The following is a 23,502-nucleotide window of genomic DNA, read 5'->3' as shown; positions in this document are numbered from 1 at the left end:
AAAAAGGAAAAAATCATTATTTTTGCGATAATGATTTTGAATCAAGCTAAAGATTTTTCCTAAATGTAATTTTGCTATCACTGTTATCATCTAATCGCTTACAATGGACAATCTGATAATCATGTGTGATCAGCATCTGTAACATGCGCTTAAAACGGTTCATTGACTTAACTTCAATGGCTTGAAAGCCACACTCTCTTACATAGGATTCTTGACGCATAAGTAATGCCTTTGCAATACCTTGCCCCCTAAAATCAGGTAGAACAGCACCAAGCCAACTGTAAAATAGCGAGCTACTTTTGGCATAACCAAGCTTATAAGCAACCGGTTGCTCATTGACATAAGCCACCAGCAATATATGTGAGCGGGCATCGATTTTTGCATTAATCTCTGCATGTGATTTTGCAGAGGAAAATTCAGGGATGTTATTCTCAATACACATCAACTCGTTAACAGTGCCCTCTTTAATAATATAGTTCATGGTATTACCCAATTACCTTCTCATCCGTAGATTCTACCATTGGCATAACATTTTCAGGACGGTATGTTGGTAGGTCACTCATACGATTAAGTACACTTTCATGCAGTGATTCATTCGTATAGGGTTTATAGCTTATTTCTCGCATTGTTTCCGTTAACTTATACAGCCAAGTCATTGAATTACGGTATTCGTCTAGATGGTATGGTTTATAGTATCGTAAAAACGTTTCATTAAACTGCAACCCATATTGCTCAGCCATGTCTTTGATCCAATGCAGGCTGATATTGGCTAGACCATCTTTGCTATAGCCGCCACCTACGTTACTATGACTGCCCACGAACCACTGTTGTTGTAGAGTTTGTGTTGACCCTTTCGGAAGTTGCCAAATAGCAGGCTTAAAAACGCCCCTACGTTCATCAATGGCGAGCGCTTGAAATGCATGTTCAATATTATTAGTTAAACTCACATCATGGAATTGGTAGCGACGATTAAAACGCCTAAACCCAAGCGGGATCCCTAAAGCGCCAACAGTGTCCCATACACCAACAAACTTAATTTTTACTTTTTTACTATTATGCTGTCGTTGAAAAGCGTCTAATTGTATTTTTGAAGGTTGTTTACGATATAAGCGATAGGCTTCAGGCATATAAAATGCGTGGTCTTTAGGCAATAGACCGACTTTGTTAATAAGCCCAGCTAAACTGCGTACCGTGTAAGCACCACGGCTAAAACCAAACAGGAAAATTTCATCCTCAGGCTGGTAATTATGAACAATAAACCGGTAGGCTTTAAGAATATTCTGCGATAACCCAATACCAAAGCCCCCCCCTAAAATACGATCTAAACCCCACTGCGTTCCAACACCTTCACTGTAATACACTATTTGATGAATTCCATCACTGCAAACAGGCTCGATTGCGCGGGCGACTTTGACAACATTAGTGGGTTTACGCTTGCCTCGATCATACTGGGTGGGCTTGTTCCATGTACCATCCATACAGACGATAATTCTTTTCATTACTGTGGTTCAAATAGTGATTAGTAGACACAATTTTATAGTTTTTTATAATCGAGTCAAAGCCTTAAATGACCTTGCACTTTACAAAAGCACACCTTTAAACAGTCTAAATAAGTGCTACACAGCAATTTCTATTCGGTTACGACCATGCTCTTTCGCTAAATAAAGTGCTTTATCGGCACGCTCAATCAAATGAGTTACTAAACATTGCTCAATATGTAAGGCAATACCAAAGCTCGCTGTAATTGAACGAACGGCTTTGCCAGTTTTTTTGCCTTTAACAGACAGCTTTGCAATATCTTTACGAATGCCTTCGGCAAAATTAACCACTTCACTTAAGCTGTCTAACTCTGCAAATATACAAAATTCTTCACCACCATATCGATATGCTTTACCAATACCTTCGGTATGTTTGATAATTTTCGCTGAAACAACTTTTAAAACATCGTCACCCTTTTGGTGACCAAAATCATCATTAAACTGCTTAAAATGGTCTATATCAACAAAGATCAAAGCCCGGTGAGTACCTGTCGGTGCCGTTTTACAAAACATGACGATATCTTCATCAAACTTGCCGCGATTCAACAGCCCAGTTAATGGATCTTGGCTTGCTGCTTCTTGTGTGTTAACCAGCGCAGATTTCAGATCACTGATCTCTGCGTAAGCATTTTCCAACTTCTTTTGGAATTGATAGGCTGTTTGCTGCATCACAACCGACTCTTCTGTTAACCGATCAACATAGCCCAAAACATCGTCAAAAGAATCTAGGCTATTTCTTTTTAAATCATACAAACCAGAATGACACTGTGATAATACAGCCGAAAAGTCTTGAGAAGATTCTAGTGTTTTATCAATTTCAACTTGTACACCAGAGATTGTTTCTTGAAATGAATCTGACATTTGATGAAATAACGCTAAATCCTTATCTGATAAAAACTCATCAAATAATTGCTTGGCATGTGCAGGGGGACATGTTTGATAGTTATCTAAAACACGCTCCAACTCGGTATTAAGCTGCTCATTAGAACCTAACACATAGCAATACCAAATCGCATAATTCAATGGTGTAACAGGTACTTTGTATTTCACCATCAGTGGAATTGCTTTTTTCATACATTGTGCAGAGTGAGAAAGTGACGTATCAAATTCCATGGCTTTATTTACCCTAGTCCTACAACAGACTTCTTATTTTTATCAAGGAGCGGTTATGCCTGTTATGAAAGCACAAAACCAAGACTAAAGCATTGCAAATAATTAATCAATTGAAAAGCAAATGAACGTGTAAAACAGTGTAATAATTCACATGAATTACCGAGTAGAAAAACTAAAACTCATTATTTATCCCTAATAAATAAAAATAATAAATTTAACAAACAATAAGATAAAAATTATTCTATTCATAAAAACGCATAGGAATCTTACCTACACCCATGTTAAATTATAGATCTTTAAAACACTAAAAAGTAACAAATTAGCTATATCCCTCCATGTAAATCACTGCAAATATTGCACTACTGTTGCCCCTACAGGTGAAATATCAACCTCACTATACACCCCGTTAAGTAGTGTCATGTTAGGTGGGGTATGACCTATATCAACGTCAAAAACAATGGGGATATTCAATGAGCCTAACGCCTCTAGCAGAATTTTTTCATTGGCACTGACCTTGTATTTATTCACCGCGTTACGACCAAATAAAACACCAGACACATGCTTGAACACGCCTTTGAATTTTAAACCAAGTAATGCGCGGATATAACCATGGTCACTTAGCTCCCCATTTTCAAAGTACAAAATCAGCGGCTCTTGACGATATTGGTGTGAAAACTGCTCGATGTCTGCAAACTCGGTATTTAAAATATGTTGATGGGTGTCTAAACATCCCCCAACTAAGCGTCCCGCAAATGCGACTTTGTCACTTGCAATACCCTGCTGACTTGGCAGTAGACGCCACTGAGTTATTTCTGTGAGATTAAACACCATATTTGGATCTGAAATTGGACAAGCATTGGCGGTTTCAAAGTGACTAGACGCTGATTGTACCCACTTATCACCAACTTGCAGTGATAGTACATCTAATGTCGCGCGGGTGAGCGGATCAGTCTGTAATGACGTCAACTGCATTAGATTTGTTGCGTGAACGGTGACCCAATTTAACCGTGTTGTCAGCGCCGTCATAATCGTACTTACATCCGAGAAGCCAAGCACCCATTTCGGTGATGTTGCTTGAAGCGCCTGCCAATCTAATAATGGTAAAATAGCCATTGCTAAATCCCCTCCCCAAGGAGGAAGTACTGCAGATATACCCTCATCCAACAAGAACATATTTAGCTCATTTGCCCGTGTTTGCGCATCCCACTCCCCTACGTGGCGGACACTTGGCCCTTCAATCACTTCAAAACCTTGCTCTTGTAAAAACGCCACTGCCTTATCGAGCCTTGCATAGCAAGCTTGCGGTACCGAAGATGAAAAAGCACAGATAGCAATACGACTGCCGGCTTTAAGTGGTTTGGGGTAATTCACTAACAACTTTCTCCTATTACAACGCAAATCTAGAGCACAAATCCAAAATGCGTTTCCAAAATGTGGAAACTAGTTTTAGCATATAAAGTGCCGCCGTCGCTACCTTTAAATATGTACATTTAAGGTACAACCTCATTGAAAGCGATTCATAAACATGTAAAGAATTAATTATAATCATAAACTCGATGAGGTTATCTATCGGCAAACAAGCATTCGATAATGCGCAAACCTCTTATTTACTATTTCTCAAAAAGCCCCCTTTGACTAACCAAAGGTGTGTTCAGCCCACTATGCACTATGGCCGTTCAGAATACGCTTAAACCCACACATCATTTTTGGCGGTTAATGCACTTTCTTCATCTCCAGTATTTTTTACACCTTGTGGTTCAATGATCAATATTTGACATTCTTGATCTGCAAAGGGCTTATGCTGCACGCCTTTAGGCACGACTATCATTTCACCTCTATTGAGCGTGATCACTTCATCCACAAAAGCGATGTTGAGTTGTCCAGATACAACGATAAAAGTCTCGTCAGTATGATCGTGTTGGTGCCAGACAAATTCACCTTGTACTTTCACGACTTTAAACTGATAGTCATTCATTTGCGCCACCACTTTGGGTTGCCACGGCTCATCGAACAATAAAAATTTTTGAGCCAAATTAATTTTTTGCATCACATTCATCCTCTTCTTTTATGACTGCCTCCCCAGATTTTTCCATAAGGTAGTCTGCGCACAAAAGTATAGAAAATGACACAGTCAATTCATTGTAAAAAATTAACAATTAAAATTAATACAACTCACTCGGTTTTATGCCATACGCTCGTTTAAAGGCATTAATAAAATGCGCTTGATCGTAAAAACCAACGCGCATAGCAACATCTGTACTGCGTATACCACTGTGTAATAACTGCAGCGCGGTTTCGAGGCGTATTCTCAGTAACCAAGCGAAAGGGGTTATGCCAGTTAGCGCCTTAAACTGCCTAAGTAATTGTATATCAGTTAAGTTACATTCATTTGCAAGCCGTGACACAGTCAATTTCTCAGCAATATGTTCGTGCATAAAGGCATTTAGCTTTGCAAGATTAGAACGCCCTAAGCAATAAACTTTCGGTTCAGTAAAATGACCATATCGTGTCGCAAGTAATGTTAAATTTGATAAAAAGGCACTTTCAAGCCACAGCGTATTTGCATACCCAGCAGCCATATATGTGTGTAACTGACTAAATATCGAATAAAGTGACTGATCTTCAATGCAGTTATCAGAAAAAGTAAGCAATGACGTATTTTTTTGATCCAGAAATTCATGTATCGCACTGACAGAAATAGAGAATATTTTACTAGAAACCTTCAGTTCGTTGCTGCTTCCATCATGCGTTATACCAGGGTCCATAAGTTGTAGCTGCCCAGGACCATTTATCACGTTTTTACCTTTTGCGTTAAACGACTGAGTTCCCTGTGTTATTAGCCCAATATGATATGTCGAATGAAGATGTTTACTAAAATTAAGCGTACTATGTTGAACGTTAATGAGGTTTACACCGGTAAACAACGAGGAGTGATGAGAGATAGCTATAACCGAATTCCTTGTAACAAAACGAAGGTGGCCACAGTGACAAAAATAGCGCGTTACAGCAAGCAATATTAGTGACGTCGCTGTGAGCGACGCCACATTTTTTTATGGATAACGATTAAAAAGCGGCTTGTAGCGCCAGCCTAAAGGTGGTGCCTTCACCTATTGTGACATTATTCACACCGCCACCAGCTAGATAGTTCTTATCAAATAAGTTTTCGATATTAAACCGCACGTTGACATTTGCATGCGAAAGCCCAAGCTTATAGGTTGCGCCCACATCTACACGCGTATATGCATCTTTGGTAATGGTGTTGTCATAGTCAGCAAAACGTTCACCTTGATAAAATGCCCCGGCATTGACTGCAAAAGCATCACTGAACTCATAACGAGACCATAAAGATGCTGACCATTTAGGTGCATCAATTGGCGACTTACCCTGATAGAGACTCTCATCGCGCTCATATTCAGCGTTCAGATTCATGACAGATCCCATCACAAATAAACGATCGTTAACCGCCCCTTGTGCCGAGAACTCAAAACCTGTATGACGCTGCTTACCTGCCTGGGTCGTCACGGTTTCATAGTCTTGACCCTCAACAGCGGTTGAAATAAGCGTACCTGTTTTACTAATATCAAAAGCGGCAGCGGTTAATAGCAATCTATCGTCCACTAATTGCCACTTAGTACCCACTTCATACTGCTGTGAAGTGATGGCATCTAGCTTCATGCCATGGTTCTTATCCTCTTCATTATGAAGCTTTTCACTACGCTGCGGTTCAAACCCTTCTGAGTAGCTAAAATAAACAGTGCCATTCTCACTTGGGTGATATAACACCCCCCCTTTTGGTAAGAATGACTCGTTATCGGCATTTTCTTTGTTTTGCTTATCGTAACGGCCACCAAAAGAGACTTGCCATTGCTCATTAATGGTAACTAAGTCTTGAACATAAAGACCGTAATAGTCGAATTCACTGGTGTACAAAGAGTCATCTGTCGCATAACTAATGTCAGGGCGAGCTGGCTGAGTTTGACCTTCAATAAAATCAACCGCACTCGCTCTTACACGTAACTGTCCATAATAATAATCCAATGAGTTAGCACCAATAAGCACTTGATGATCAAAACCACCTAGTTCAAATTCCCCCGTAAAATCAACAAATGCAGTCGTAAACTGCCAATCGTCATACCGATCGTATGGACGCGAGCCGTAACTATCCCCAACTTGATAATCCTTTGGCTTTCTTGGTGCAGACTCAAAACGCTGACGGGAGAAATCTTGTTCATTATATCCAACCGTTACTTGGAAGTTTTCTGTGAGTGCATGCGTAAAGTCAATCCCCTTATTTTCAACAGTTATGTCAGTAAATGCCCACGAAAAGTCTCTGATTGTTTTATCATTACCAATTACTTGACCTGTGTTGTCTAACCAAGCCCCCGTATCTAGGCCTGCTTTGTCATTGGTTCTGTCGTAATGTACACGAACAAAGCTGCTATCGTTTATATCATAGTCAAGCACCAGTGAACCTAAAAAACGGTCGCGCGTGCGCTCATTGCCATCGACATATTCGCGGTCAAATGTGACATCTTGCTTGACGAGTACGGCACGGTAACGTAAGTCTTCTTCAGCGGTAATAGCACCGCCAATATCAGCAGTCGCTCTGGTAGACCCTAAATGGTCAACATCAACCCCAAAATTCATCAATGTTTTAGGCGTTGGTTTTTTAGTCACCATATTCACTAAACCACCGGGACCAGACTGACCATACAAAATACTCGACGGGCCTTTAATGATCTCTACTTGCTCTAATGTTTCTATGGGCTGCTGATAGTGTGACCAATGCTGGTGTCCATCGCGCAAATATCCGTTTGATGAGCTTAAGCCAAAACCACGCAAATTGAATGTTTCTCGGTTACGTTGCTTAGAACCAGCCGTTAAGCTTGCGTCATTATTTAAGACTTCACCCAACGTCGTCGCTAATTGTTCATCAATCACGGTGTCTGATATAACAAATACTGATTGTGCAGTCTCGAGTAAAGAAGCATCTGTTCGCATTGCTCCTTTAGCTGTATCAACTTTGTAGTCATTAAAGTAAGTCCCCTTCACTTCAATCACTTCAATTTCAGACGACTTAGCTAACACACTCGATGTGGCTATTGCTGAACCGATTGCTAAACATAAAACTGAGTAACGCATGTATACACTCCAAACTAGAAATTTACTGCACAGAAGGTGCAAAATCACGAGAAGGGTAATGAGATTAATTCACATTTGCAATTACATTAATGAAATAATTCATTCTTGGGAACTGTTTGCTTAAAGTGCAGTCAAACTGCACAAATATATTAACTACCTCTCTATTTTTAAAGCTTTTATTTATCAAAATAACAACAATTAAAAACCGTTAAACTGATAATTAATCGTGTCGTTTTTTTCATTATTTAAAGGAGTCATCAAAACTATGAGAAATAAAAAAAGCGTGGCACCACTTTTAAAACATGACCATTGTATTTCGAGCATCGGGTGGGTGATGTTTATGTGCTTAATTTTTGCGAATTGCTTGATCAACAGCATATTTATAGAACACAAGTCGATTAATCTTATAGACTCAATCACATTTCCACTTCAAAAATGGGGTGTTTGGCTCATTCTCACTCCATTTGTTCTGCATATGTTGCAATCACGACGCAAGTTTCCACTGTCAAATAGCCTCTTTTATTGTGTATTAAGTCTATCAACCCTGTCACTGAGCCTCACATTTTCTGTGGTCCTTGAGGTCTCACAGTCAGACATCAGCATTGTTCACAGCCTTTTCTTTATATGGCCAAAGCATGCCGCAGCACTCCTGATTGTGGTTTTGCTATGGCACTTAAAACAGGTTTTATTCAACAAGCCCAACACGCCAATAAAGGCACTACAGAACAATAACACTCGTTCGCAAGTCAATGCGTTAATGATTGAAGTCGATGGCTTAACGCACACGCTAGCGTATCAAAACATACTTTTTATTCAAGCTGCAGGCAATTATATGGAGGTTATCACACAAGAGCGTACTTACTTGACTCGTGCGACATTAAAGCAACTACATAAGTTACTGCCAAAAGATGACTTTGTACAATGTCATCGCTCTTACTTGGTTAATCTTGAGTACATTGGCCAACTCAAAAACCACCCCGCAGGTCATGCAAGCGCTTATCTAACCAATAACCAAGTTATTCCTATTAGCAAAAGTCAACGTTCAACCATTCGGACACTTATCGCCAGTCGATAACAGGTTAAAGGGGATGAATGGAGGAAAGAGGAAAGCTGATCACACTGCTCCTCCACTCATCCCTAAGCCCTGTAACTTAGGGGTTTTCTTCATTTAAGCTTGAGCAATACTCTAATCAGATACTTACTCGAGAAACTATAATGAATAGAACGCACTCAACATTATCTCCGTTAACCATATCACTGCACTGGCTTGTTGGCTTAACCATGATTGGGGTCATTGTCATCGGATACTACATGGTCTACTGGGAAGTATGGTCACTCTATCCAATCCACAAAGCAATCGGTGTTTTAGCAATACTTATCATTTTACCCAGAGTGATCTGGCGCTTAAAAAAGGGCTTTCCCGCACCAGCCAGTGACTATCCAAAACATGAACATCACCTTTCTGTCATCGTGCACTGGTTGTTATTATTAGGTACGCTTGCACTACCAATATCTGGCATGCTGTATTCTGGGTTTGGTGGATATGGTATTAATATATTTGGTTTTGAATTGGTCTCTAGAAATGAGTTGGATGGTGAAATAATTGCATTCAATGAAACTATTTACTATGGTGCAAAACTGTCACATTCGTGGATAGCTTATAGTTTAACTGGCGCTTTAGTTTTACATATAGTCGGTGCAATAAAGCACCATGTAGTTGATAAAGATGCAACACTAAAGCGGATGTTAGGCTACTAAGGGATATAATAGCCAAATGCAGGTGGGTTGAATTGATAACATATAATTTCAGTCAATTTAACCCACTTCAGCTTTATTCGCTGGCTTTTTTAAAGTTCTGACATTCAGCCATTTTACAAAATTGAATGTCTTTACTTGCAGCATAAGAAATCACTGCTTCTAAATTTTCTGTGGTGATATGCCAAGGGCTTGTGTAATTGCCAATTGCATGAGTTCCTAGATAAAGTGTTTCACCACCGCGTAGCGTATCCATTGCTTTAAAGATTCGTTCTAAATTAATAGTATGTGAGTCGATAGAATATCCAGTCATAATGGCTAAGTCACTGCGTTGATTTCGGTACTCTAACCCACCCCAAGCAGCAAAGCGGCGAACATGTGTAAAGTGCTTTAACAACGCCTCATCGGTTTCTTTGGTGCGCGCACCAAACGGGTAAGCAAATGTAGTCACATTTAAACCAAGCGCTTTCATATCCGCTAACTGGCCGAGTATATCGTCTTCTAACCACTTGTCGACACCATGTTCTTTTGAATAAATTGCAGCATGCTTATGAAGTGCACCATGGTGACCAATTTCATGCCCTTGCGCTTCAATTTCCAATACACGTTGCTCGTCAATCAAAGCTAAATGACTGACAAAATAGGTAATAGTTGCATTATATTTTTCAAATAGCCATAAGTGCTCGTACAATGAATCTAGGGCACCACCATCATCAAATGAGAGATTTATTTGCTTTGGCCACACGTTATCACGGTTATACTGAAACGCATTCACTAACTTTTGTAGCTCTGGCACCAGAAAGTTTTTTTCAGGTGCATCTAACATTACTTCATCAAATGCCCAGAGATCAGGTTTACCCACATCATCTGTCAAACCTTCAACACCAGAGCCAATCAACAGCTCTGGTGTTAAACCAGTTTTGTTGACCACATTGTACAAGCTAACCACTGAACACACTCTATCGCGTAATTCACTTTCCTCAAGAAAATTCGTTGCGTTTTCTAAGTAGATAGTCGCTGCAATAACAGACTCTATATCAACACAGGCTAGCTGTGCGTTATTAAAATCGTCAAAACTGAGTAACTGCGCGTCTGGACTACCTTGTGCGTTGACAATTTTTGACATTGACTCTTCTGGAGTAGGTGGTGTTACCGGTGGGGGTGTTACCGGCGGGGGGGTTACTGGCGGGGGTGTTACCGGCGGTGGAGCTGATTCTGGCGTTGTCGATTCAATAATTTCTGCATCAGCCAATACTTTTTTTGACTATCATTTCCATTGCCGCACCCTGTTAATAAAATTAAAAAACAGAGAAAAAACGCAGGTACTTTCATTGTCCATGTCCCGAATATAATTAAAATCCGGGGGATCCTAATATAGAAACAAATATACCTCAATAGGGTCCAACAGAAACTTTATCTTCAACCCCGAAAAAGCCAATAACAGACAATTAAATAACATAAACCCATCTATCTCATATAAAAACTGTTTAGATAAAAGTACGGTTACTAGGGACTGTTGATCTTTGCTGTTCTATTTTTGTTCTCTTTGAGCGTGCTTTTATCACGGCGCTTAATGTGTGGCCTAGTAATCTAAGTGAATATTAAGCAACATAGAAAAAAGGGCGCTCAAAAGAACCGGTAGGCAGCGCTCGATTGGCTTTTCTACTATGTTATCGGCTAACTCTCATGGAATAACCATGCTACGCAGCCTCTGCCTGGTATAAAAGCCAATCAAAATGCTGTAAAAATGAACCTGAAAGATCAACAGCCCCTAATAACTTTCTCAAAGCGATCGCTAAACCTGTATTCTGGGGTAACGCAAAGGTGATCCTACAATAGTGCTCAAACTTATCATTTGCGCCAAACATGGCACCCGTTGCAATCGCAATGCCCTCATTGATTAACTTATACCAAATACCTGAACTGGACTTTATCAACAAGAAAAAAGCTAAAGGCGTGCTTATCTAAAGTATTTTCAAACATGCCACGTGTCCGTATTTGTTTCTCCTCATATAGTAAAGGGCCTGCATATCACCCTATCAATCAGCTCCGTATTATAAAAGTTGAACAGCTTCTATAATACGGATTCATCACCCGCTTTCGTTGCTAGGTCCAATTTAGCTATGCTTTAAAAATCCACAGTGCAAGCCAAAGAGCGCCTGTTCTTTAAACAGCCTTAGGCTTATTCAGTAAGAAATACACTGCCGGTAACACCAGTAGAGTAAGTATCACTGCGCTAAACATGCCACCGACCATAGGTGCTGCAATTCGGCTCATCACTTCTGTTCCCGTGCCACTGCCATACAAAATAGGCAGCAAACCAATGATGATGGTGGCAACCGTCATCATGATAGGCCGCACACGCATACCCGCTCCTTGTAAAATGGCATCTCTTAATACCGATGTGGTGAGTTGTCTATTTTTAGCCAGCAGTGTGTCACGCGCTTGATTGAGATACACCAACATGATCACCCCTATCTCCACGGCGACTCCCGCTAAGGCAATAAAGCCAACCCCAACAGCCACAGAAAAATTAAACGCTTCAATATATAGCAGCCACAGCCCACCAATCATTGCTAGCGGTAAGGTACCCATGATGATAAACACCTCTCGAAAACTGCGAAAATTTAAGTACAGCAACACGACGATAATTGCTAAAGTCAGGGGTAATACATACGCGAGCTTGGCTTTGGCACGCGCCATATATTCATATTGTCCGGCCCACGTAATAGAATAACCAACAGGCAATTTCAGTTGCTGCGCTAAAACTTGCTGCGCATGCGTTACGTAGCTGCCAATATCACTGTGTTCAATATCAATAAAGGTCCAACCATTGATACGCGCATTTTCGCTTTTGATACCAGGTGGGCCAGATTCAATATAAATATCGGCAACATCCCCTAATGCAATACGCTGACCAGCTGGCGTTACCACTGGCAATCGGGCCAATTGCTCAGGTGAATCACGATGATCTTGAGGATACCGCACATTTATTGGGTAACGTTCTTGTCCTTCAATGGTTTGCGCAACATTCATCCCGCCAATTGCTGTTGTGATGACTTGCTGAATATCCGCAATGTTCAAACCATATCGGGCCGCTTTATGGCGATTAATATCGACTTTAATGTAACGGCCACCAGCGACTCGCTCTGAATACACTGATGAAGTGCCTGCTACATCAGACAAAATGCGTTCTATCTCTTGTCCGATAGCTTGAATAGTGTTTAAGTTTGGCCCAGCGACTTTGAGGCCAACGGGGGTTTTTATGCCCGTCGCCAACATGTCTATACGGGTTTTAATAGGCATCACCCACGCATTTGTCACACCTGGAAACTTCACTAGAGCATCCAACTCTTGCTTAAGAGACTCCGTAGTAACACCTTGACGCCATTCACTGCGTGGTTTCAGCTTGATAAATGTTTCAATCATGGTCAATGGCGCGGGGTCAGTTGCCGTTTCAGCCCGTCCAACTTTACCAAATACCAGTTCAACTTCTGGCACAGTGCGGATCAACTTATCAGTTTGTTGTAGTAACTCTCTGGCTTTACCAATGGAAATACCAGGGTAAGTGGTAGGCATATACATTAAATCGCCTTCATCCAATGGGGGTATAAATTCACTCCCTATTTTATTCATCGGATAAAAGCCGACCACAGTCACAACAAGCGCTATCACCAACGTTGTCTTAGGCCACGTTAATATCTTTTTTAACACCGGTATGTATGCCGCAATCAATAGTCTATTTACGGGATTTTTACGCTCTGATATTACTTTGCCGCGAATAAAATACCCCATCAACACTGGAGTCAAGGTGATCGCTAATCCTGCAGATGCTGCCATCGCGTATGTTTTAGTATAGGCCAGTGGCGCAAACATTCGTCCTTCTTGTGCTTCTAGAATAAACACAGGTAAAAAGCTCACCGTGATGATCAGCAAACTAAAAAATAATGCAGGGCCGACCTCTGATGCCGCTTTCGTCACTATTTCCCAGCGATTGTCATCTGTTAACGGGGTTTTTTCCATATGCTTGTGCATATTTTCAATCATCACAATAGCACCATCCGTCATTGCGCCAATGGCAATAGCAATACCACCTAAAGACATAATATTGGCGTTAATACCTTGACTGTACATCACTGAAAATGCAACAAGTATGCCCATCGGCAAACTGATCACCGCCACAATGGATGACCGAATATGAAATAGAAATACCACACATACTAGCGCCACAACCGCGAGCTCTTCGAGTAACTTAGACCATAGATTATCAACTGCTTGCTCAATCAATAGTGAGCGGTCATATACCGTGATAATCTCAACCCCATCAGGTAAACCTTGAGCCAACTGAGCTAGTTTCGCTTTTACCCCCGTAATGGTCTGTTGTGCATTTTCGCCAAAGCGCATAACCACAACCCCACCAACCACTTCACCTTCACCATTGAGCTCTGCAATGCCCCGACGAGTTTGCGGCCCTAGGTTGACCTCTGCAACATCGCCAATGCGCAGGGCTGTACCTTGGCTATTTAACCCTAAAGGAATGGCTGTGATATCTGCAACATTCTTTATATATCCAGTCGCTGTAACCATATATTCAGCTTCTGCCATTTCGACCACTGAAGCGCCTGTTTCTTGGTTGCCCCGCGCAATAGCCAATTGTACTTGTGCCAGTGATATGCCATAAGCGCGTAACTTATCGGGGTCGACTTGCACTTGATACTGTTTAACCATACCACCGATGGCAGCAACCTCAGATACACCCGATACCGCCTGCAGTTCATATTTTAAAAACCAATCTTGTAAACTGCGCAGCTGGCTAATGTCATGTTGCCCAGTTTTATCAACCAATGCATACATATACACCCAACCCACTCCCGTAGCATCCGGTCCTAACTGAGGTTTCGCGTTGTCGGGGAGCGTCGGGGCAACTTGACTTAAATACTCTAATACTCGGCTTCTCGCCCAATATAGATCGGTATCATCATCAAAAATAATGTACACGTAAGAGTCACCAAAAAATGAAAAACCACGAACGGTCTTCGCGCCCGGCACCGATAACATCGCCGTCGTCAATGGAAACGTGACGTGATCTTGCACCACTTGAGGAGACTGACCAGGGTAACTGGTTTTCACAATCACCTGTACATCTGACAGATCTGGTAACGCATCTACAGGCGTATTTTTTATTGAAAAAACACCGCCAACGGCCAAAACAATGCACAACATAAGTACGAAAAGTCGGTTTTTAACTGACCAATGGATCACTGCTTCAATCATGTTGCATGCCTTCCATATTGTGTTGGTCGTGTGTTTGAGGAAGAGATTGCGCGCTAAATTCTACGATGACCAAATCTTCTCGTACTTCAAAAGTAAACATGATCTGTTGTTCTGGCTTCAGTAACGAAATATCTAAGTCAGACGCTAACGTAAACTCCATCGTTGCAGGGCCTCGTTGCCACTTTTCAATTGGGCCACGGCTAATATTCAGCACACGTGTTTGTGAGTTAATACTGTTTACGCTTCCTGTTACTGTCGCACTTTGCACATCATTCATCCCTGATAGGGATGAGTAATCCATGACCTGATAAGCATTGTCATGGCTTTTTTCAATATCAAACATATAGAATGTATTTTCTTTCAATTGCGTAACATCAACTGACGTATCCACCTTAAAGTCCATGACCATTTGTGGCCAATTCCACGCATCGATTGCGCCATGATCAAGGGTTAGTATTCGTGTATCAGCGTCTATTGAAATGACCTCAGCTTTTACAGTAGCCATGTCATTAACGTCATCGTGGTTCATGCGCATAAAGTCAGAATGTTTACTCGACTCAGAATCAATTAAAAAATGTGCAGAGGTAACAACGTCATCTCCCTCGCCAAGCCCCTCTTTAATTTGAATAAAGTCATGGCCCACACTCCCAACGGAGACCGCAACTGACTTAAATTGACCGTTCCCCAACGCCAACACAACCCTATCTTGTTTACCGGTACGAATAACCGCCTCTTTCGGGACTTGTAACTGAGCTTGCTGAGGCCGCGTCGCAATACTCACTTGAGCGAACATATTGGGCTTAAGCTGCTGCTGTGGATTATAAAACTTCAAACGCACTCTTAATGTGCGAGTTGTCGCATTTAAGCTTGGATAAATATAATCAACCTGACCTACCCATGTTTTATTCGGTAAATAATCCAGTGTCATACTTACAGGTAAACCAACTTCAATCAGTGCGGTATCACGCTCAAACACTTCCGCTTCTACCCAAACTTGTTCAAGAGTTGCCAAACTCATTAAGGTTGTACCTGGCTTTACATAAAATCCTTCTCGTATTTTTAAAACATCAACCACCCCTGATTGCGAGGCATAGAAGGTGATCGACTGACGTATTGTCTGTCGCTTTTTAAGTTTATCGATGAATTCATCAGATAGCTGTAACGCCCTTAATCGGTCTGCTGCTGCACGCATTAAAGCGCGGTTGCTTCGCTTCAATGCAATTAAGTATTCTTCTTGAGCATTAACCAGCTGCGGCGAATATAATGTGTACAGTGGTTGCCCCTTAGAAACTCTATCTCCCGCAGATTTAACATAGAGAGTTTCAATCCACCCTTCTACGCGTGGATGAATATGCACCATACTTTCTTGGTCATATTGCACATATCCAACCGTTTCAATATGTTGCTGCCAAGTCGTCAAGTTAACCTTCGCTGTCCGTACCCCTAAGTTGTTAATCACTGATGGGTTAATTGTAACTGTGCCTGGGGAATCAGCTTGCGCATCATTGTTAGCATATACTGGGACTAAATCCATTCCCATAGGCGAAAGCCCTGGTTTATCACGACGGTAATTATCATCCATTGGCGCAACCCAATATAATGGCTTTGGGGTGTCATCATTTAATGGCGTTTCTGAAGGCATGTAAGAGCCAACCCAACTCACCATAAAATACGATAATACAGCCCCTAAACTTGCGCCAATGACCAGCGCTATTTTGCTATTCATACGATCCCCCTGTCATGTCATTCAGCGAGGTATCAGTGCCTGCTAAATAGTAATTAATTCGTGCTAACGTTTTTAGTTTTTCTATGTATATATTAAGTGTTGCGATGCGTGCATTCAGCTCAGTGATTTTGGCTTGTACTGCGGTATTAAAATCACCATCATCATTGTTATATGCACTCAGGACAGCCTCAGCTTGTTGATGACTTTGTTCAAGTATGATGTCTTGGTATAATTCCAGTCGCTTTTGTAATTGCGTTAACGCCTGCTGCTCTGTTGCAAGCCCTGCTCCCAACTCCTTTAAAGTTAAAAGCTGTGCAGTTTTTAAAGCTTCAGTACGACTTTGTGCACTAAGCACTTCTTTATCTTGCTTATTTTCTGTAAATAATGGTAAGTCAAAACTAAACCCGACTGACAATAAATCATGCCGTTCCAGCCCTGTTGGGCTATCTGCACGATAACCATAGCTGGCATTAACAGTCCATTGAGGCTTATATTTTTGCTCTGAAAGTGTCACCGATTGCTTTGCAGATTCGACCTCTTTACTTTGTGCTAAATATCTAGGGTGACGCATAAGTAAAGCCATCGTCTCGTCACCAAATGGCGTAAGAGATGAATGCATTGAGGAAAATACCGTATCATCTGGCAATGTCTTAGCAATGGTAAATAAGTCGCCATGTGCATTGAATTGCCACGCGCTTGACCCTGGACTACTTGCAGGAAGCCAATTTAATAATGTGGCTTTTTTGGTCGCCAAACGCTGCTGTTCAACAACCAATCGGTCTTGTAATTGGGCTAATTCAACTTGTGCACGGATCACATCATGTTGACGTGTTTTACCTAACGCTGAAGCATAGTTTGCTTCACTTATATCAGCGAGTTGTTCGAACAAATGGGCGTCTTTATTGATCAATTCAATGGTCATTTTTGCCGTATAAGCGTCTAACCATAATTCGCTGACCACCATGGCGACTTTAGCTCGGCGATCCGCACGCAAAATTGGCTGCTGCTGAGCCTCTAACGCCAAAATATTTTGCTTGATTTGCAATGATGCGCCTCGGGGCAAAACTTGTGACATTGACACTTTTAATTGGCTCATATTGTCACGCTTAAACGCGAAATCACTACTTGCCAGGTTATTCATTGCCACTGCAATTTTAGGGTCTTCCCATGTGCCCGCAGCAATCTGCTGGGCAGTCAGTGAAGCCTGTGTTTGGTTACTTTTCACCAGCCATGCATCATGGTTTTGCGCCTGTTCAATTGCCATAGATAGGGTCAACTCTGGTGTTGTGCTCGCGAGAGCTTGCTGCGTAGTACCGAATAAAATTGCGCATGTCATTGAGCTAAATACTTTCATATTTTTAGCCTCACAGTGATTTGTAGCCTATAACTGCGACAAAAAACCATTGTCAAAATAGGAGTCATAATTTGCCTATTAACACCCTTGCTAAGTGGTATCTTATTCACTGAGAATCACAAAATGCGTAGCAAGGTTTATAAAATTACCGATCGTAATACCCATAAATGCATCACGAATAACGTCAATGAATCAAAAATCATTCAATATGATAAATTTTGGACAGACTTGTCCTAGGCTAGGCAAATATAGGGGGCTTATATAAGCTTTGTATTGGGGAGTCTATAAAGACTGAAAAAAGAAAACTGGGTTGTGTATAGGTTGCATCACTCAGTAAAAGTTCACTGCTCATAAGCGCTAATGCGAAGGGTACACACCCACTAGGTGGGCAACTACATTGCGTTTTACAGCAATCTTGCGCATCACTATGACCCATTACCATGCTCGACATATCACTGTGCATCATATGAGATACATCTGCGGTTTCGTCAGAGCTGTTATGAAGTGAGGCGTGTTGGTGAGCGCCATTGGGCATATGCTGCATCATGATTTTACACGGCAGATCGGCAGCTGCAAAGCTTTGGCCTATTATGGCAACAAGCAGCGCAACAAAAACCAAACTGTGCAAATATCGTGTCATCAACATTTCAAACCAAACTTACTCAACAAAGTAAGGCTAAAGTATACAAAAACGTATTGCAAGTAAGTTCAGCGGTTTGATCACAAAACACGGGGGGTTTTGGGATCTCCGTTAGAAAAACACGACCTGCTTTCACACTTTTTGCACAATTCATTTCTATGGTTACCCTATCCAAAGCAGTTTCTTTAAGACAACACCATGATTAACGGCGTTTCCCCCTCAGGCTCAAACGATGTTTTTTATAAAAACACTCAATTAAGTCAAGAGCAGCAGAGTACCATTGCCGATACGCTCACTGAATTTGACCCCGAAAACTTGTCCACAGAAGACGCACAAGCCATTGTCAGTACATTTTCTGAAGCTGGTATTAAACCCGACAAACAATTAGAACAATTAATGGCGGACACAGGCTTTGATGCAAAAATAGTGGGAGAGCTGGCCGGTCTAGATAAAGAACAGCGACCACCGCCTCCACCCAACCAAAATACACAGACTTCAATTGATTTGAGTTCAGTTGCTGAACAATTTGCTGAGTTGGTTTCTGACGCCACCGACTCGACTCAGCAATATGCAAACTTGAGCCAAGACAGCAAAGATGCCATTTATACCCAACTTGTAGAGGAGTTTGGTCTTGAAGCTGGGCAGTCAATTATTGATGTGAAAGTATAAATAAAGCGCACCAGTGACAAGACTGTAAACACTTGGCAACATTTAAGCTTTAGCCCAATGTCAAACAAACGCCCCCAATGTTGGCCTTATTTGTATGGCGTTACTCGCGACGGCACATTTTATCGTAATACTGACTTTGCGGCTCATTCTGCGCTGTGCACTGTGGTAAAAACTCGCTATAATACGCCTTTACTATCCTATAGACAGGTCAACATGACAACTTTCGCAAAGCTCGGGCTTAACCCGACCCTTCAAGCAAATATTAAACGCCTTGGTTACACTACACCGACTGAAATTCAAGAAAAGTCTATTGGCGCCGTGCTGTCAGGGGCTGATACTTATGCGATCGCACCAACTGGTACTGGTAAAACTGCGGCTTATTTGTTGCCGACTTTACAAGAGTTGAGTCAAGTTGATAATAGCGATAAACAAGTAAGACCTTTACGCGCATTATTTTTAGTGCCAACACGTGAATTGGCACTGCAAGTAGAAGCGTCTATTGCTGAATTTGACACTGACCTAAAATTAAGAACAATCAGTGTATTTGGTGGTGTGCGTATCACGTCACAAACGAAACGTTTTAAACGTGGTACTGATATTTTAGTTGCAACACCAAAGCGCTTAGTTGATTTATTAAAAGAAGGTGTTTTTTCACTGTCTGAAGTACAGCACTTTGTGATGGATGAAGCTGACCGTCTTGTGAGCATGGGGATTGTTAAAGAACTCAGAACCATCATGGAAGCTTTACCGGCAAAAAGGCAGCTGGTGATTTTTTCTGCAACTGATTCCAATGCACTGGCTAAATATAGCGAAACACATCAACAGCACACAAAAAAGATCACAGCAAGCAAAACACAGCCAGCCGTGAACAAGATATTGCATACGATGTATAAGTGTCCGCGTGATAAAAAATCAGAAAACCTATCAACTTTATTAAAAATGCTAAACTGCGATAAAGCCCTCATTTTTACACGCACTAAACACGATGTGAATAACTTAGTCGCGCAGCTAGCTGAGCAAGGCTTTAGCTGTCAGGGTATTCACAATGAGATCCCGCAGAAAAAGCGCCAACAAAGCCTCGCCGAGTTTAAAAACGGTGATTGCAAACTATTAGTCGCGACTGATATTGCATCTCGCGGTATCGATATTGACCAGCTTTATTATGTGATCAACTATGACTTGCCAGTAAATAGCAATGACTACATTCACCGCGCAGGACGCACAGCTCGAACAACACCGATTGTCGATCCGACGCAAGAAGCAATTGAAGAAAAAGTGGCAAAACAAAAGCTATCTGTAGAAGTCGCTTCAACAGAAATGTTTGGTATTGTTGATGCGCCTGACTTAAAGAGCAAGCACATTCATGGCCACGTATTTTCATTTGTTAGCCCAGAGCAAGAGCGCTTAGTACCTTTGATCATCAAAGTGGTTGGTAAAGAAATCAAACTTGATGCAATGCCTTGGTACTAAGCATTTAGTGACCAAGCGTATTATCATGAAAAAGAACAATAACTACAAACCGCTGTGCTTGTTGTTCTTTTCAATGTGATATTTAACCCAGTCCCTCATTAGGTTTTAATCTCGCAAACACATGCTCGTCATAACAGTCTCCCGCTTTACAAACCGAACGACGTAACACACCCTCAAGTTGATAGCCCGCTTTTTCAAGTACGCGCATAGAAGCAATATTGGGTGCTGATACCGGATTAAATAACCGGCTAATGCTCGTTTGATTAAAAATATCTGCAGTAAATAATTGCAACGCCTGTGTTGCAATACGCTTTCCCCAATAAGGTTTTGCAATCCAATAACCGACTTCGGCACTATGCGCATATTCAAACACTTGAGTATACGCGCCAATAACACCACAAAAGACACCATTAAACTCAACCGCTTTTACGATGGCATGGTCTTTTGAACCAGTTTCAATCCACCAATTAGCATCATCAACTGTATACGGGTTTGGGATCTTTGAAGACAAATACCTGATCACCTCAGGCTCATTTAAATACTTCACCAATAATAACTGATCATCGTTTCCAAGATCTCTCAATGTGATCATTTAACCCTAGCTCACTCTTTTATTATCTGATACACATCACCATACACCATCATAGCCACCTGTTTTATCTAAAACTTTATTTGAGTTTCATAAATAGCACCTGACTTTATGCTAAAGTCTTTAACATTATCAGGCTGATCTTAGCTTTTCGTGCCGCACCCCATATCAGTCATACTTACTCAATTTGGAGAAGTAAAGTGTCGAACCTAGGAATTTACCTCTTGCTGCCTTTTAGCATTGTAATTGGCTTCTCACTCGCCTCTCAAGCTGGCGTAAATGCACAGTTAAGAGTCGCTCTACACAGCCCAATACAAGCGGCTTTTATATCATTTTTGATTGGTACCATAGTGCTTGGGATCATTGCATCTATTCAAGGAGGCGCGTGGTTTAAACCAAATGCATTTACAACAATCCCTTGGTGGGCTTGGCTTGGCGGATTATTTGGCGCATTTAACATTGCCATGTCGATATTCTTAGCGCCTAAACTAGGTGCCATGGTGTTAGCGATTTCTATTGTGTGTGGGCAAATCATTGCGTCACTGGCGTTAGACCAAAACGGCTGGCTGGGGTATCCCCAAATTGACATTACCCCCAGCAGAATAATCGGCGCATTATTTGTGATCGCGGGTATGTTATTAATCACAAAAAAATGACAGGTACAGACTGTTAAAACGCACTTTCTTCTGAGCCATTTTATCGTATGTTGTAATAACACATCCTGATAGCGGGCTCAGTCGCTAAGGGGGATTCTAAGTAAGCTTTGTCTGCAATTGATAAGTCAATTCCGCTTGCGTGTGCAAACTTACCCGTTAATACAGTAAACATAATCTCAAGCTGCGCTACTGTAAGAGTGCTCTCTCACTTTACATACAGATTTTGCACCCTTTACTTTTTTAACTTGGTACATTAACCCAACATACTCATTTCTCGACAGCAATGTATAAAAATGAGAAACAACCTCCTCTAAATAGCCATCAATGACTAAACGGTACTTATGTAAAAACTACAGCTCTGCATCGCTCAACTCAAATAAGTTTTTGCGTGTTTGGATCTCAAGTTCTGAAATTTGATATTGCTCAAGGCGTGTTTGATGCATGCGATCTGACATTGTCTCACCTAAGGAAAGTAGATCACTCAAGTGTAGTGTAAAAATATGCACGAGTTTACGTTAATACTGAGCGAACATAACTGACTGGCATTAAGCGCGTCACTGATGTTCGCTGGTTAATTTAACTTACGAACTAATTAGACTGATTTTGCCATTTAAGCAATAGCTTCAATGTTTCACCGCCGATTAATCCTGCTAGTTGCAAGTCATCTCTATCCATAGCAACAGCTTGATACAAACGCGAAGTTTCAGTCAAGTACGTCTTAATTTTACTTTGACACAGCGCTTTATCTTCAACAAAGTTACAGTGTTCGTAGGCACGTGTAACCTTAACAATCACATTGTGAATGAATCCATATAAAATATCCTGAGAATAACGCGCTAATAAATCATGGTGAATGTACTTAATGGCTAAATACTCAGCTTCACCGTTCCAACATCGACGGAGACTCCCATTATATTGCGCGTTTAATGCTGTCATCTGAGCAAGTAAGTGCTGCTCCTGCTCTGGAGTTTGGCTAAGCCAAATTGACGTATCGAATGTTTCACATTGCTGAGGTGCAATGATCAGGTGTTTTAGTGTGCTCGCAAGTTTACTTTCATAAGCACTCCCTGCTCGATTATATTGCTGAGCCAGATCCCACCATGTTGTATATACTGAAGAGCGTTTAAAATTATAAAAGCGATAACTAATACGGGTCCCATTATCGTCTAGCCATTTTAAACGCTCTAACGCTTCATCAAATGCGCCCTCTTCAATAAGGTGTTTTGCACTATCTGCGTAAGCAAGTAACTCTAATAAGGTTTGTGGTTTATTATTACCGAGTGCGTGAGCACTGGTGTGAATAAAAGTAGTGCATATAATGAACACGACAAATGCGAAGTATTTCATATTCTTTAATTCCTTCTGAAATGAATAGATATGGCAATCTTTTGCCTTCAAAACGCTAACATTGGTTAGCCATCCCTTTATAGGGCATAAAAAACCAGCAAAAGCGGTGCCAAAAAGCATGATTCAGACAAAAATAAACACATCACATTATCAAAAAACACCTTTAATTTACAAAATTAGTGGTTTTAATATAATAAAATGCAATTAAAGACCACTTATGGCATCATGC

Annotated in this window: 20 protein-coding genes; 5 read left to right on the top strand and 15 right to left on the bottom strand. The window is 41.2% G+C overall.

Annotated elements, in window-relative coordinates:
• Positions 1-46 precede the first annotated feature (46 nt).
• The 7 genes from CWC18_RS10190 to CWC18_RS10160 form a co-directional block, all read right to left on the bottom strand.
• Complete coding sequence (locus CWC18_RS10190) at positions 47-481, bottom strand: GNAT family N-acetyltransferase (RefSeq protein WP_138675209.1); 435 nt, start codon at positions 479-481, stop codon at positions 47-49.
• Between the two features lie 4 nt (positions 482-485).
• Complete coding sequence (locus CWC18_RS10185) at positions 486-1,499, bottom strand: DUF2235 domain-containing protein (protein ID WP_138675208.1); 1,014 nt, start codon at positions 1,497-1,499, stop codon at positions 486-488.
• A gap of 117 nt (positions 1,500-1,616) precedes the next feature.
• Positions 1,617-2,651: a GGDEF domain-containing protein gene (locus CWC18_RS10180; RefSeq protein ID WP_138592330.1), complete on the bottom strand. Its 1,035-nt coding sequence runs from the start codon at positions 2,649-2,651 to the stop codon at positions 1,617-1,619.
• Positions 2,652-2,993: 342 nt separating this feature from the next.
• Positions 2,994-4,022 carry a S66 family peptidase gene (locus tag CWC18_RS10175; protein ID WP_171041080.1) on the bottom strand — a complete coding sequence of 343 codons (1,029 nt, stop codon included), beginning with the start codon at positions 4,020-4,022 and terminating at the stop codon, positions 2,994-2,996.
• 316 nt (positions 4,023-4,338) lie between these two features.
• Positions 4,339-4,698 carry a cupin domain-containing protein gene (locus tag CWC18_RS10170; RefSeq protein ID WP_138675207.1) on the bottom strand — a complete coding sequence of 120 codons (360 nt, stop codon included), beginning with the start codon at positions 4,696-4,698 and terminating at the stop codon, positions 4,339-4,341.
• A 115-nt stretch (positions 4,699-4,813) separates the two neighbouring features.
• Positions 4,814-5,695 carry a helix-turn-helix domain-containing protein gene (locus CWC18_RS10165; protein ID WP_138592327.1) on the bottom strand — a complete coding sequence of 294 codons (882 nt, stop codon included), beginning with the start codon at positions 5,693-5,695 and terminating at the stop codon, positions 4,814-4,816.
• 19 nt (positions 5,696-5,714) lie between these two features.
• Entirely contained in the window at positions 5,715-7,793 is a 2,079-nt protein-coding gene (locus CWC18_RS10160; RefSeq protein WP_138675206.1) for a TonB-dependent siderophore receptor, read from the bottom strand.
• 265 nt (positions 7,794-8,058) lie between these two features.
• Between CWC18_RS10160 and CWC18_RS10155 the strand changes: the two genes are divergently transcribed.
• Both CWC18_RS10155 and CWC18_RS10150 read left to right on the top strand, forming a co-directional pair.
• Positions 8,059-8,868, top strand: a complete 810-nt coding sequence (locus CWC18_RS10155) for a LytR/AlgR family response regulator transcription factor (RefSeq protein WP_138592325.1) — start codon at positions 8,059-8,061, stop codon at positions 8,866-8,868.
• Between the two features lie 140 nt (positions 8,869-9,008).
• Complete coding sequence (locus tag CWC18_RS10150) at positions 9,009-9,551, top strand: cytochrome b (protein WP_249348242.1); 543 nt, start codon at positions 9,009-9,011, stop codon at positions 9,549-9,551.
• A gap of 73 nt (positions 9,552-9,624) precedes the next feature.
• Here the strand turns inward: CWC18_RS10150 and CWC18_RS10145 are convergent, their stop codons facing one another.
• The 6 genes from CWC18_RS10145 to CWC18_RS10120 all read right to left on the bottom strand — a co-directional run bounded on the left by CWC18_RS10145 (position 9,625) and on the right by CWC18_RS10120 (position 18,548).
• Positions 9,625-10,800, bottom strand: coding sequence for a polysaccharide deacetylase family protein (locus CWC18_RS10145; protein ID WP_138675205.1), 1,176 nt, complete (start codon positions 10,798-10,800; stop codon positions 9,625-9,627).
• Positions 10,801-11,248: 448 nt separating this feature from the next.
• Positions 11,249-11,488 (bottom strand): hypothetical protein, encoded by a 240-nt coding sequence (locus tag CWC18_RS10140; RefSeq protein WP_138592323.1) that lies wholly within the window; start codon positions 11,486-11,488, stop codon positions 11,249-11,251.
• A gap of 226 nt (positions 11,489-11,714) precedes the next feature.
• Positions 11,715-14,822: an efflux RND transporter permease subunit gene (locus CWC18_RS10135; RefSeq protein ID WP_138675204.1), complete on the bottom strand. Its 3,108-nt coding sequence runs from the start codon at positions 14,820-14,822 to the stop codon at positions 11,715-11,717.
• Positions 14,815-16,548 carry an efflux RND transporter periplasmic adaptor subunit gene (locus CWC18_RS10130; protein ID WP_138675203.1) on the bottom strand — a complete coding sequence of 578 codons (1,734 nt, stop codon included), beginning with the start codon at positions 16,546-16,548 and terminating at the stop codon, positions 14,815-14,817. The genes CWC18_RS10135 and CWC18_RS10130 overlap by 8 nt, the downstream gene beginning before the upstream one ends.
• Entirely contained in the window at positions 16,541-17,902 is a 1,362-nt protein-coding gene (locus tag CWC18_RS10125; protein ID WP_138675202.1) for a TolC family protein, read from the bottom strand. The genes CWC18_RS10130 and CWC18_RS10125 overlap by 8 nt, the downstream gene beginning before the upstream one ends.
• 238 nt (positions 17,903-18,140) lie before the next feature.
• Positions 18,141-18,548: a hypothetical protein gene (locus CWC18_RS10120; RefSeq protein WP_138675201.1), complete on the bottom strand. Its 408-nt coding sequence runs from the start codon at positions 18,546-18,548 to the stop codon at positions 18,141-18,143.
• A 192-nt stretch (positions 18,549-18,740) separates the two neighbouring features.
• Between CWC18_RS10120 and CWC18_RS10115 the strand changes: the two genes are divergently transcribed.
• The gene (locus tag CWC18_RS10115; protein WP_138675200.1) at positions 18,741-19,211 is read left to right on the top strand and encodes a hypothetical protein; all 471 of its coding nucleotides are present in this window, start codon (positions 18,741-18,743) and stop codon (positions 19,209-19,211) included.
• Positions 19,212-19,424: 213 nt separating this feature from the next.
• Positions 19,425-20,681 (top strand): DEAD/DEAH box helicase, encoded by a 1,257-nt coding sequence (locus CWC18_RS10110; RefSeq protein ID WP_138675199.1) that lies wholly within the window; start codon positions 19,425-19,427, stop codon positions 20,679-20,681.
• Between the two features lie 82 nt (positions 20,682-20,763).
• Here CWC18_RS10110 and CWC18_RS10105 read toward each other — a convergent pair whose 3' ends face one another.
• Complete coding sequence (locus CWC18_RS10105; protein ID WP_138675198.1) at positions 20,764-21,273, bottom strand: GNAT family N-acetyltransferase; 510 nt, start codon at positions 21,271-21,273, stop codon at positions 20,764-20,766.
• A gap of 197 nt (positions 21,274-21,470) precedes the next feature.
• Between CWC18_RS10105 and CWC18_RS10100 the strand changes: the two genes are divergently transcribed.
• A complete protein-coding gene (locus CWC18_RS10100) occupies positions 21,471-21,926 on the top strand; it encodes a DMT family transporter (protein WP_171041079.1) in 456 nt (151 codons plus the stop codon).
• Between the two features lie 588 nt (positions 21,927-22,514).
• Here the strand turns inward: CWC18_RS10100 and CWC18_RS10095 are convergent.
• Positions 22,515-23,273 carry a hypothetical protein gene (locus tag CWC18_RS10095; protein WP_138675197.1) on the bottom strand — a complete coding sequence of 253 codons (759 nt, stop codon included), beginning with the start codon at positions 23,271-23,273 and terminating at the stop codon, positions 22,515-22,517.
• Between the last annotated feature and the right edge of the window lie 229 nt (positions 23,274-23,502).

The organism is Pseudoalteromonas aurantia (assembly GCF_005886875.1).
Taxonomy (GTDB): Bacteria; Pseudomonadota; Gammaproteobacteria; order Enterobacterales; family Alteromonadaceae; genus Pseudoalteromonas; species Pseudoalteromonas aurantia_A.
This window is presented reverse-complemented; position numbering and strand designations above follow the sequence as displayed.

Coding starts and splice junctions, on each gene's coding strand:
- CWC18_RS10190 (WP_138675209.1), bottom strand. CDS start 481: ATGAACTATATTATTAAAGAGGGCACTGTTAACGAGTTGATGTGTATT.
- CWC18_RS10185 (WP_138675208.1), bottom strand. CDS start 1,499: ATGAAAAGAATTATCGTCTGTATGGATGGTACATGGAACAAGCCCACC.
- CWC18_RS10180 (WP_138592330.1), bottom strand. CDS start 2,651: ATGGAATTTGATACGTCACTTTCTCACTCTGCACAATGTATGAAAAAA.
- CWC18_RS10170 (WP_138675207.1), bottom strand. CDS start 4,698: ATGCAAAAAATTAATTTGGCTCAAAAATTTTTATTGTTCGATGAGCCG.
- CWC18_RS10160 (WP_138675206.1), bottom strand. CDS start 7,793: ATGCGTTACTCAGTTTTATGTTTAGCAATCGGTTCAGCAATAGCCACA.
- CWC18_RS10155 (WP_138592325.1), top strand. CDS start 8,059: ATGAGAAATAAAAAAAGCGTGGCACCACTTTTAAAACATGACCATTGT.
- CWC18_RS10150 (WP_249348242.1), top strand. CDS start 9,009: ATGAATAGAACGCACTCAACATTATCTCCGTTAACCATATCACTGCAC.
- CWC18_RS10135 (WP_138675204.1), bottom strand. CDS start 14,822: ATGATTGAAGCAGTGATCCATTGGTCAGTTAAAAACCGACTTTTCGTA.
- CWC18_RS10130 (WP_138675203.1), bottom strand. CDS start 16,548: ATGAATAGCAAAATAGCGCTGGTCATTGGCGCAAGTTTAGGGGCTGTA.
- CWC18_RS10125 (WP_138675202.1), bottom strand. CDS start 17,902: ATGAAAGTATTTAGCTCAATGACATGCGCAATTTTATTCGGTACTACG.
- CWC18_RS10120 (WP_138675201.1), bottom strand. CDS start 18,548: ATGTTGATGACACGATATTTGCACAGTTTGGTTTTTGTTGCGCTGCTT.
- CWC18_RS10115 (WP_138675200.1), top strand. CDS start 18,741: ATGATTAACGGCGTTTCCCCCTCAGGCTCAAACGATGTTTTTTATAAA.
- CWC18_RS10110 (WP_138675199.1), top strand. CDS start 19,425: ATGACAACTTTCGCAAAGCTCGGGCTTAACCCGACCCTTCAAGCAAAT.
- CWC18_RS10105 (WP_138675198.1), bottom strand. CDS start 21,273: ATGATCACATTGAGAGATCTTGGAAACGATGATCAGTTATTATTGGTG.
- CWC18_RS10095 (WP_138675197.1), bottom strand. CDS start 23,273: ATGAAATACTTCGCATTTGTCGTGTTCATTATATGCACTACTTTTATT.